The organism is Tardiphaga sp. (assembly GCF_044336785.1).
GTDB lineage: Bacteria > Pseudomonadota > Alphaproteobacteria > Rhizobiales > Xanthobacteraceae > Tardiphaga.
Window position 1 is genome coordinate 41,746 of sequence record NZ_JBIIOT010000014.1, and the last position, 9,317, is coordinate 51,062.

Annotated in this window: 10 protein-coding genes; 4 read left to right on the forward strand and 6 right to left on the reverse strand. The window is 61.2% G+C overall.

The window, feature by feature from the left end; all coding sequences use genetic code 11:
* Nucleotides 1-10 precede the first annotated feature (10 nt).
* The gene (locus tag ACIQ2A_RS06690) at nucleotides 11-409 is read left to right on the forward strand and encodes a hypothetical protein (RefSeq protein ID WP_398477099.1); all 399 of its coding nucleotides are present in this window, start codon (nucleotides 11-13) and stop codon (nucleotides 407-409) included.
* 178 nt (nucleotides 410-587) lie between these two features.
* On the opposite strand, the gene ACIQ2A_RS06695 is transcribed toward ACIQ2A_RS06690, so the two are convergent.
* A complete protein-coding gene (locus ACIQ2A_RS06695) occupies nucleotides 588-1,271 on the reverse strand; it encodes an SET domain-containing protein (RefSeq protein ID WP_398477101.1) in 684 nt (227 codons plus the stop codon).
* Nucleotides 1,272-1,421: 150 nt separating this feature from the next.
* Here ACIQ2A_RS06695 and ACIQ2A_RS06700 point away from each other — a divergent pair, with 150 nt between their 5' ends.
* Nucleotides 1,422-2,030, forward strand: a complete 609-nt coding sequence (locus tag ACIQ2A_RS06700; RefSeq protein ID WP_398477103.1) for a hypothetical protein — start codon at nucleotides 1,422-1,424, stop codon at nucleotides 2,028-2,030.
* Here the strand turns inward: ACIQ2A_RS06700 and ACIQ2A_RS06705 are convergent.
* Both ACIQ2A_RS06705 and ACIQ2A_RS06710 read right to left on the reverse strand, forming a co-directional pair.
* Nucleotides 2,027-2,470 carry a DUF6321 domain-containing protein gene (locus tag ACIQ2A_RS06705; RefSeq protein WP_398477105.1) on the reverse strand — a complete coding sequence of 148 codons (444 nt, stop codon included), beginning with the start codon at nucleotides 2,468-2,470 and terminating at the stop codon, nucleotides 2,027-2,029. The genes ACIQ2A_RS06700 and ACIQ2A_RS06705 overlap by 4 nt on opposite strands.
* Nucleotides 2,471-2,671: 201 nt before the next feature.
* Nucleotides 2,672-3,394: a TetR/AcrR family transcriptional regulator gene (locus ACIQ2A_RS06710; protein ID WP_398477107.1), complete on the reverse strand. Its 723-nt coding sequence runs from the start codon at nucleotides 3,392-3,394 to the stop codon at nucleotides 2,672-2,674.
* A 119-nt stretch (nucleotides 3,395-3,513) separates the two neighbouring features.
* On the opposite strand from ACIQ2A_RS06710, the gene ACIQ2A_RS06715 reads away from it, so the two are divergent.
* Both ACIQ2A_RS06715 and ACIQ2A_RS06720 read left to right on the forward strand, forming a co-directional pair.
* Nucleotides 3,514-4,086 carry a hypothetical protein gene (locus ACIQ2A_RS06715; protein ID WP_398477109.1) on the forward strand — a complete coding sequence of 191 codons (573 nt, stop codon included), beginning with the start codon at nucleotides 3,514-3,516 and terminating at the stop codon, nucleotides 4,084-4,086.
* 37 nt (nucleotides 4,087-4,123) lie between these two features.
* Nucleotides 4,124-4,699 carry an inner membrane-spanning protein YciB gene (locus ACIQ2A_RS06720; RefSeq protein ID WP_398477111.1) on the forward strand — a complete coding sequence of 192 codons (576 nt, stop codon included), beginning with the start codon at nucleotides 4,124-4,126 and terminating at the stop codon, nucleotides 4,697-4,699.
* Nucleotides 4,700-4,987: 288 nt separating this feature from the next.
* Here ACIQ2A_RS06720 and ACIQ2A_RS06725 read toward each other — a convergent pair whose 3' ends face one another.
* The 3 genes from ACIQ2A_RS06725 to ACIQ2A_RS06735 form a co-directional block, all read right to left on the reverse strand.
* Complete coding sequence (locus tag ACIQ2A_RS06725; protein WP_398477113.1) at nucleotides 4,988-5,662, reverse strand: DUF429 domain-containing protein; 675 nt, start codon at nucleotides 5,660-5,662, stop codon at nucleotides 4,988-4,990.
* A gap of 5 nt (nucleotides 5,663-5,667) precedes the next feature.
* On the reverse strand, nucleotides 5,668-7,335 hold the full coding sequence (gene rmuC / locus ACIQ2A_RS06730) for a DNA recombination protein RmuC (protein WP_398477115.1): 1,668 nt from the start codon (nucleotides 7,333-7,335) through the stop codon (nucleotides 5,668-5,670).
* A 249-nt stretch (nucleotides 7,336-7,584) separates the two neighbouring features.
* On the reverse strand, nucleotides 7,585-9,240 hold the full coding sequence (locus ACIQ2A_RS06735) for a fumarate hydratase (RefSeq protein ID WP_398477117.1): 1,656 nt from the start codon (nucleotides 9,238-9,240) through the stop codon (nucleotides 7,585-7,587).
* Nucleotides 9,241-9,317: the final 77 nt, after the last annotated feature.

The following is a 9,317-nucleotide window of genomic DNA, read 5'->3' on the forward strand; positions in this document are numbered from 1 at the left end:
GAGACCAACCATGATCCATCCGTCCCTGCTGCTCCGCCGCGCCATCCAGATCGACGCGATCGTCAGCGGAGCCATGGCACTGCTGCTGACTTTCGCCTCCGCACAGCTAGCGCCGCTGCTGCAACTGCCCGAGGCCTTGCTGCTGGAATCCGGCCTGTTCCTGATTGCCTATGTCGCTGTCATCGGATGGCTGAGCATGCGGGCGACCATGCCCAAGCTGCTCGTGCTCGCCGTGATCGTCGGCAATGCCGCCTGGACGCTGGGCAGCATTGGGCTGCTCTTCTCGGGCGCAGTGAGCCCCAACCTGCTCGGCCAGCTGTTCGTGACGGCGCAGGCGATTGCGGTGGGGGTGTTTGCGGAATTGCAATTCATGGGGCTGCGAAAGAGCAGCAAGGCGCAGGTGGCGTGATTGAAAGGAAAGCCTATCAATCCCTTCGTCTCGCTTGCGGGGAAGGGGTAACGCGGACGACGTCCGCGACGGGAGAGGGGCGTCGCAGCAGGCTAAGCGCAAGTGAAAAGCCCCCTCTCCCGACCGGCTTCGCCGGCCGACCTCTCCCCGCAAGCGGGGCGAGGTGAAGAGAAGCCAACTACGCCTTCTTCGACTTGGCCTTGCCGGCCTTCGCCTTCTTGCCAACAGTCTTTTTGCTAACGGTCTTTTTGCTAACAGCCTTGCCCTTCTTGGCAACCTTGGCCTTCTTCGCGGCCTTCGGCGCTGTCTTCAGTGCCTTCTTGGCATCAGCCTTCTTGGCCTTTGCCTTGTCCTTCTTGCGCTTGGCCTTATCGGCCTTCTTCTGCTCCTTGCGCTCGGCCTTTTCCTTGGCCTTGATCTTTTCGGCGCGCAGCTTCGCACGCTTCTTCTTGCGCTTGGCTTCGCAGCTCTCGCATTTGCAGCCAATCGGCTTCAGATATTCTTTGAAATATTCAGTGCCGTAATCGTAGTTGATCTCCTCGCCCGGCTCGATCTTCTTGATCGAGCGGATGATGATCTTCTTCTTCTCCGCATTGACGTCGGACTCGGCGTTCGGCTTGCAGGAGTGATTGATGTAGCGCGCGACGTTCTTGCGAATCGAGCCATCGACGGTCCAGCGCTTGCTGATCTGGAACAGATACTTGTTCTCGATCGCGTCGTGCTTCTCGTTCTTGGAATCGAGCAGCGGACCGAAATACTGGATGATCTTCACGCCCTTCTTGATCGGCTGGGTGGCGAACAGACCAAGACCGGTCTTGGAACGGCCGATGCGATAGGGCTTCGAGACGGTGGAGACGGGCATGAGGCGGGCTGACACTGCGATTAAAAAGGGAAACTGACCGGTCTTTCTAGAGCGATTCCGTGGCCCATGCCAGCGGCCACGGCGCGCGCAAATGAACCTTCCCCAGCTTGCCGACGTCAAACCTTGCGAATCTCCCACAGGACCAATGCCATGACGCCGATCGCAAGCCTTTCCGCTGCCCTTATCCTCATTGGCGCGGCGACGATCGCAGTCGCCGAGCCCGTCGGCAGTGTTTACAGCTCCACCGCCGACAAGGATTGCCGCAAGGTGTCGAGCACCAAGGTCGGACAGGATGAACTTGGCTCCGCACATATCTGCCGCGGGCCTGCGGGCTTCAAAGTGATCAAAAGCGAGGACGACCTTCGTGAAACCGTCACGGCAGGCCGCACGGCTGCGATCGCCAGTGACCAGCCCGCAGCGGCACAGGGTTTCGGCCCGTTCAACTCGACCACCAACACCATCGAATGGCGCCTCAGCGCCGGCAAGCCTTTCGCCATGATCCAGCGCTGGCATATCGCCGACAATGATGACCCCGACAAGAACGGCCGGCCGAACACCAAGCAGATGCTGGTGGTGACGCGTCTGGCGCCCGGCGCCGCATGCCATGTGGCCTATATCGATGTGACAGCCAATCCGGCGGCCAACGAACTCGCGCGCAAGGCGGCTGACGAGATCGCACGCGGCTTCGACTGCAGCAAAGACAAGATCAAAGTCGCCGGCGAGAGCGGCCGCGCGATCGAACTGACTCTGCGTCGCTAGGCGCGGTCCTTTGTCTTGCGATAGCGCGCGAGCAACCGCTCGCCCTTAGCCGCGATTCTTCGCGCAGCTGTGACGGTCTTCGGCACCGGCTCGCCCCAGGCATGTGCGGACAGTGCATGGCGTGTCGGGCGCCCCTCACTATCCACCAAAGGCGGCAACTTAGCTCGACCATAGAAGCGGACGGCCCAGCTGCCTTTGCGGCGCATTTCAGCGGGCGTCATCTCGGACATTGTCTTGGTCACGCCGGGCTTGAGATGTGAGCCATCCTTCTCGGCAAAAGCCTTACGTCCCGCGGCGGTAAGGCCACCTTTCGGATCTTTTTTAGCTTTCTTGGAAGCCTTTTTCTTTGTGGCTTTCTTCGTGGTCTTTTTCTTCGCAGTTGTCTTGCCGGCCTTCTTCACCGACTTCTTCGCTGTTTTCTTCTTCGCCGACTTTGCCATGCGCATATTGTCCACGAGATTGGGATAAGGTCGGCCGGCGCGTTTAGCGCGGGCCTTGGCGGCAGCTTTCTTCGCCGGTGTGAGGTGCTTGGGTGCCTTGCCGGCGCGCTTGCGCGGGTTCGGGCGTTTCCAGGGAGCCTTGCTTTTTGTTGTCTTGGCCATGCGCGATCAACGCGCATCTTCGTGCAGAGTTTCCACCTGCTATTGCGGCGGCGGCACGCTGATCTTCAGCATTTCCACGAACAGCACTTCCGCATCGGGCTTGCCCGGCAGACGATCGAGCACATAGTCAAGCCGCCCCGCCAGGACGAGCATGGCAAAGCCGTGGGCCAGCGCCCAGGTGCGCGCAATCTGGGTCGCCTGCGCCATCGACAAGGCATCGGTGGCTACATCACCGGCGTGGACGATGCCGACCACCTGGGCGAGGCTGGCGAAGGAAATGTTGCTGGCCTCCTTGAGCGCTGGCCTCGCCATGTCGAGGCGCTCGGTGCGAAACATCAGCTGGTACATGCCCGGCTGTGAGCGGGCGTAAGCGAGATACCCCCGCGCCCGTGCGAGCGCGCTTTCGATCGGTGTCGCGCCCGTGGCACTGGCAGCAGCCAGCGCCGTGTTGAAATTGCGAAAGCCAACGGCTGCGAGTTCGCTGAGCAGCCCGGTGAGATCACCAAAATGATGGGTCGGCGCGGCGTGCGAAACGCCCGCCTCGCGTGCGACCGCGCGCAGCGTCAAACCAGTGAGCCCATCTCGCTCCAAGACGGTTTGCGCCGCTTTCAGCAAAGCGACGTGTAAGTCCCCGTGATGATAGGGAGATTCGGCACCCGGCGACTTTTCGACCGGCTTGGAAGCTTGCGGCTTCTTGGCGGCAGACTTGCGGCGCGCTTGCAGCAGCTTTGGCGGAGGCGTCGTGCGGGTCGATTTGGCCATGGCCGTTTATAGCAATCATTTTGACAGTGTAAAGATTTCGCTTGACGGATGTCAGGACCGAGCCTAAACGCATCTTTACACCGTCAAGATAACGGTAACGCCACGCTGGATACGCACCCATGGCCACGTTCCTCATCCTCGCCCCCTTCGGCACATTCGCTTTGCTGATGTTGATCGCCTCCGCGACCATCAGCCTGTTTGCAGCAGCCGCTCTAGCGCTTGGCATCGTCGTGTGGGATGTCGCGCGCGGCGGATCAGTGAAGATGCTGGCGGCCGGCTCCGTGCTGCTGTTTGCCACCATCGGCGGCTACGTCACGATGATCGACGGGAGCTGGAGCCGCACGACCCTGCATCTGGCGGTCGATCTCGGCGTGCTGGCAATCGCGCTGCTGTCGCTCGCCATCCGCGCGCCGTTCACGCTGCAATATGCCCGCGAACAGGTCGATGCCGAGACCATGAAACTGCCCGGCTTCCTCGCCGCGAATTACGTGATCACCTGGGCCTGGACATTCGCTTTCGTGCTGATGCTGCTGGCCGACATGCTGGTGATCTTCGTGCCGGGATTGCCGCTCTGGATCGGCTTTGCCATCGCTTTTGCGGCGCGTAATGCCGCGCTGTACTTCACCAGATGGTATCCGCAATATCGGCGCGCGAAACATGCCGCCGAGCAGGCTGCGCTGCTGAAGTCCTGATTGCTATCGATTGCCCTCACCTTTTCGGGAGACCGCGATGAAGGACGTATTCGCCAAGCTCGGCCAGGATTTCTTCTCCACCATCCTTTTTCTGGTGCTCTACCTGATCACTGGCGATGTGGTGCTCGCGACCTGCGTAGCCATTGCCGGAGCGGTCGCGCAATTCATCCGCGCGCGCATCAAGGGCCAGAAACTCGATCTGATGACCTATGCCAGTCTCGGGCTGGTGATCGTGCTCGGCGGCGCCACGCTGCTCACCAGTGATCCGCGCTTCGTGCTGGCAAAGCCGAGCATCGGCCACTTCGCCATCGGCGTCATCATGCTGCGCAAGGGCTGGATGCTGCGCTATCTGCCGCCGATCGTGAGCGAGACGATTCCGGAATATGTGACCATGGCCGGCTATGCCTGGGCCGCGCTGATGTTCGCGCTCGGTGCCGGCACCATCGGGGTTGCGCTCAGCGGCGATATGAAGCTTTGGACGTTCTACGTAACGGTGGTGCTGATCGGCGCCAAGGTGGCTGCCTTTGCGATCCAGTATGTCATCTTCCGCGTGCTGGTGACGCAGCGACTGCGTGCCGCCGCAGCGGCACCAACATCAAGTCAGAGATACTGATAGAACATGACGCCGTTGATCGCGCTTGCTGCTGCCAGCAGTGCGACAACCGTCACATTCATCTTCAGAGCATCGATCATGGCTCGCCTCGAATCTCGGATCGCTTCCGAAACCAATTGAAACAGAGCGAGCCGAGTCGTCACCGCTTTTCTTTTTCACGCACAGGCTTGCGAGTCCGGGCAGAATCGAGTCCCGGACAATCGTGGTTAACGCCATGGAGATGTTGCGCGGCTGAGTCGCGATTTGTCGAGTCCATGCCGGCGATTCGTTAGTCTATCGATCGCAGCGTCAGAACCAGATCTGCATTGGAAGACCGCAAGGATCGCGCGGAGCCTCACTATCCGGCACAGAGCCGGCAGGCTCGTTTGCGGCGAGAGCGACAGCGCAGGCATCGAGAATATCGTCGCGCTTGGCACCGGTACCGCGACGACGCACCGTCAGCCACTCGCTCAGATCGGCAAAGCCATTTGCGAGAAGAAGCTCGCATCGCAATGCAAGCCCCTGCTTCGTATGCTTAGATGGCAGCGGCTCGCCGGCGTTTAAGCGCAGGAACACCAGTTCGGGATGCGCTTCGCGGAGATCGAAGCGTTGATGCGCGCGGACAAACGCATCGACCTCCATGATTTTCGCGCCGATGTGCCAGAGCTGGAGCGACACGCGCGTCTGCCCACGGCGGAGCGCTTCCTCGTTGGCAGACGCCGGATCGCGAAACTCCTCCCACAACCACCGCCGCGCTCCGGAGAACACGCGCGATCCATGCGGCTTCAACTTTGCACGCGCCAGACGATCGCAAAGGCGATCACCGTTATCGGGCAAACCGATAGGGATATCGATGGCTGCGTGATCGAAGCGCTGAGATGCGAGCCATGAGATGTCGGGCGCAAAATCGATGCTCCGGCAGTCGCCATCGATGGTGACGACGACCCAGCCTTTTCGAAAACCGTCGAGGCCGATGGCGATCACATGCGTCAATCCGGTGACGGCGCGTCTTCGTCCAGCAACGCGTCGCGCGCTGTGCCGCCGATGGCCTTGATCAGATCATCCTCGCCGTCATCGGGCAGCGTTTCATTGAGGCCCAGCAGTTTTGCTGCGCTGCCGTCATCCGGCATGACCGCGACATCGCGCAGCGCGCGATCCATCATGCGGCTGCGCTTGTCGAGTTCGGCCACCGATCCGGCTGCCGTGTTGAGCTGGCGGGCGACCTTGCCCACCGTATCGTTGTAGCGCTTGAACTCGGTGCGCACGGCGCTAAGGATCTTCCAGACATCGCCGGAGCGCTCCGCGATCACCATGGAGCGGTGATTGACCTGGAAGGCGTGCAGGATGGCCGCAAAGGTGGTCGGCCCGGCCAGCATGACATTGCATTCGCGCTGGACGTAATCGAACAGGCCGGGAATGCGCAGCACTTCGGCAAACAGGCTTTCGGTCGGCAGAAACAGGATCGCGCGCTCGGTGGTGCGCGGCGGGTTGATGTACTTCTTCGCGATGTCTTTCGCGAACGCCTTGATCCGGTTTTCGAGTTGTTTGCGGAAATGCGCGGCGAGCTCGACATCGTTGGCTTCCAGCGCTTCGAGCATGTGCTCGTGATCCTCGCGCGGGAATTTCGCATCCACCGGCAGCAGCATCTCGTCGCCGTCGAGCATTGGCAGGCGGATGGCATATTCGACGCGCTCGGCGGAATTCGCCTTCACCTGCGCGTCCTTCACATATTGCGTCGGCGACAGGAAATCCTGCAGCAACATCGCTAACTGCACTTCACCAAAGGTGCCGCGCAATTTTGGATTGGTGAGCACGTTCTTGAGATCGCCCACATGAGTGGAGATGCTGCGCATCTCGCCGAACACTTCATAGGCCTTGTTGAGCTGTTCGACCACGCGGCCGAAATTCTCGTTGAGCCGCGTTTCCAGCGTGGTCTGCAGCTTCTCGTCAACAGTGACGCGAACCTTTTCAAGCTCGGCGGCATTCTCGGTGCGGAGCTGATCGAGCCGCCCCTCCACGGTCTGGCGCAGCTGCTCGCCGCTCAGGCCTTGCGTGCGCGTGAGTTCATCGATCGCCAGCTTGGTGGCGTCGAGGCGTTCCTTCTGATGGTTGCTGATCTCGCCAAGCGTGCCGGCAACATTCTGACGCAGGCTGTGGAAGCTGTTGTTGAGCTCCTCACGCAAGTTGCGCGCGGATTCCGCATGGGCTGTACCGGATTGATCAAGCTTGTGTTCGACCATCGTACGCAGCGCCTCGCGATTGGCGGTGGAGGACTGCTCCATGCGGCCGATATCGGCATTCAGCTTGGTGCCGATGTCGTTGATGCGAGTTTCGGTGGTCTGGTTCGACAAAGCGAGGCGCTGGCCGAAGTTATCGACCTGCTTGAGCAGGCGGTCTTCCAGCTTCAGCATCATGTCCGCCGCCGCGCCCTGCTGCTGGCTCATGGTCTGCAGCAGCTCCTGGCGAACCGCGCGGATGTCAGCATCGGACGCGGCCCGAATGGCATCGCCCTCGAAGCGCAGCAATTCGCTGACCTCGGCGCGCTCCAGCGCGAGCGGGCGGCGCGCGACCACGATGACGGCGACGATCGCAAACAGCGCGGCAATGAAGGCCAGCGCCAGTGTGGCGATCGGAAAATAGGGAGCGTATTCGGTCACGGGCATCTCTCGCGTACTCTTTTTGTTCTAGCGAGAGTGGCGGAGTCCCGCAACCCTCCATGGCGATGGAAGGTTGCGGAAACCGGGGATGAATGCAGCCGATAGGCCGATCCCTCATGGTGAGGAGGCGCGTAGCGCCGTCTCGAACCATGACTGGCTTGGCTCGGAGTTTGCGGCCATCCTTCGAGACGCCGCGCAATTGCGCGGCTCCTCAGGATGAGGGGCTGAGTTGGTGTCGTACCAAAATTGTCAGCCCAGGTTCAGTTCCTTGAAGAAGTCGTTGCCCTTGTCGTCGATGATGATGAAGGCCGGGAAATCCTCGACCTCGATCTTCCAGATCGCTTCCATGCCGAGTTCGGCATATTCGACCACCTCGACCTTCTTGATGCAGTGCTCGGCGAGGTTTGCCGCCGAACCGCCGATGGAGCCGAGATAGAAGCCGCCATGCTTCTTGCAGGCTTCGCGCACGGCCACGGCACGGTTGCCCTTGGCGACCATCACCATGGAGCCGCCTGCGGCCTGGAACTGATCGACGAACGAATCCATGCGGCCGGCCGTGGTGGGACCAAAGGCGCCCGAGGCATAGCCTTCCGGCGTCTTGGCCGGGCCGGCGTAATAGACCGGATGGTTCTTGAAGTAATCCGGCAGCGGCTCGCCCTTCTCCAGACGGTCGCGCAGCTTGGCATGCGCGGCGTCGCGGGCGACGATCATGGTGCCGGTGAGCGACAGGCGCGTCTTGGTCGGATAGTTTGCCAGCGTCGCCAGGATCTCCTTCATCGGCTTGTTGAGGTCGATCTTGACCACGTCACCGCCGAGGGCTTCTTCCACCTTGGGCAGATACTGCGCCGGATTGTGCTCGAGCTCCTCGAGATAGACGCCGTCTTTGGTGATCTTGCCGAGCACCTGACGATCCGCCGAGCAGGACACGCCCAGCCCGATCGGCAGCGATGCACCATGGCGTGGCAGGCGGATGACGCGCACGTCGTGGCAGAAATACTTGCCGCCGAACTGCGCACCGACGCCGGACGACTGCGTCATCTTGAGGATTTCCTGCTCCATCTCCAGATCGCGGAAGGCATTGCCGTCCGGAGAGCCCTGGGTTGGCAGCGCGTCGAGATAGCGCGCGGACGCAAGCTTCACCGTCTTCATGCACAGTTCAGCCGAGGTGCCGCCGATGACGATGGCGAGGTGATAGGGCGGGCACGCGGCGGTGCCCAGCGTCATGATCTTTTCCTTCAGGAAGGCAAGCAGACGATCCTTGGTCAGAACAGACGGTGTCGCCTGGAACAGAAAACTCTTGTTGGCGGAGCCGCCGCCCTTGGCCATGAACATGAACTTGTAGGCGTCGTCGCCCTCGGCATAGATCTCGCACTGCGCCGGCATATTGTTCGCCGTGTTCTTCTCTTCATACATGGTCAGCGGCGCGACCTGCGAGTAACGCAGATTGCGGCGCAGATAGGCGTCGCGCGCGCCTTCGCTGAGTGCGGCCTCGTCCTGACCATCGGTGATGACGTTGCAGCCCTTCTTGCCCATGATAATGGCGGTGCCGGTGTCCTGGCACATGGGCAGCACGCCGCCGGCGGCGATATTCGCGTTCTTCAGGAAGTCGAAGGCGACGAACTTGTCGTTCGACGAGGCTTCAGAGTCGTCGAGGATGTTGCGGAGCTGCTGCAGATGGCCGGGGCGCAGATAATGGTTGATGTCGCCGAACGCGGCCTCGGACAGCGCCTTGAGCGCCTCCGATGACACCACCAGCATCTCCTTGCCCAGCACGGTCTCGACCTTCACGCCCTCGGCGGTGATCTTCCGGTAGGGGGTCGTATCCTTGCCCAGCGGGAACAGCGGGGTGTGCTTATAGGGCGGAACCGGCTTCTGCTGGTCGGGGAAAGCGGCGGGAGCGTTCATGGGGCGGGCCTCGAGGGACAGGAATTTGGAGCCCTTTTAAGAGGTTTCGGAGCAGTTTTGAAGGGTTCAAAAGACAT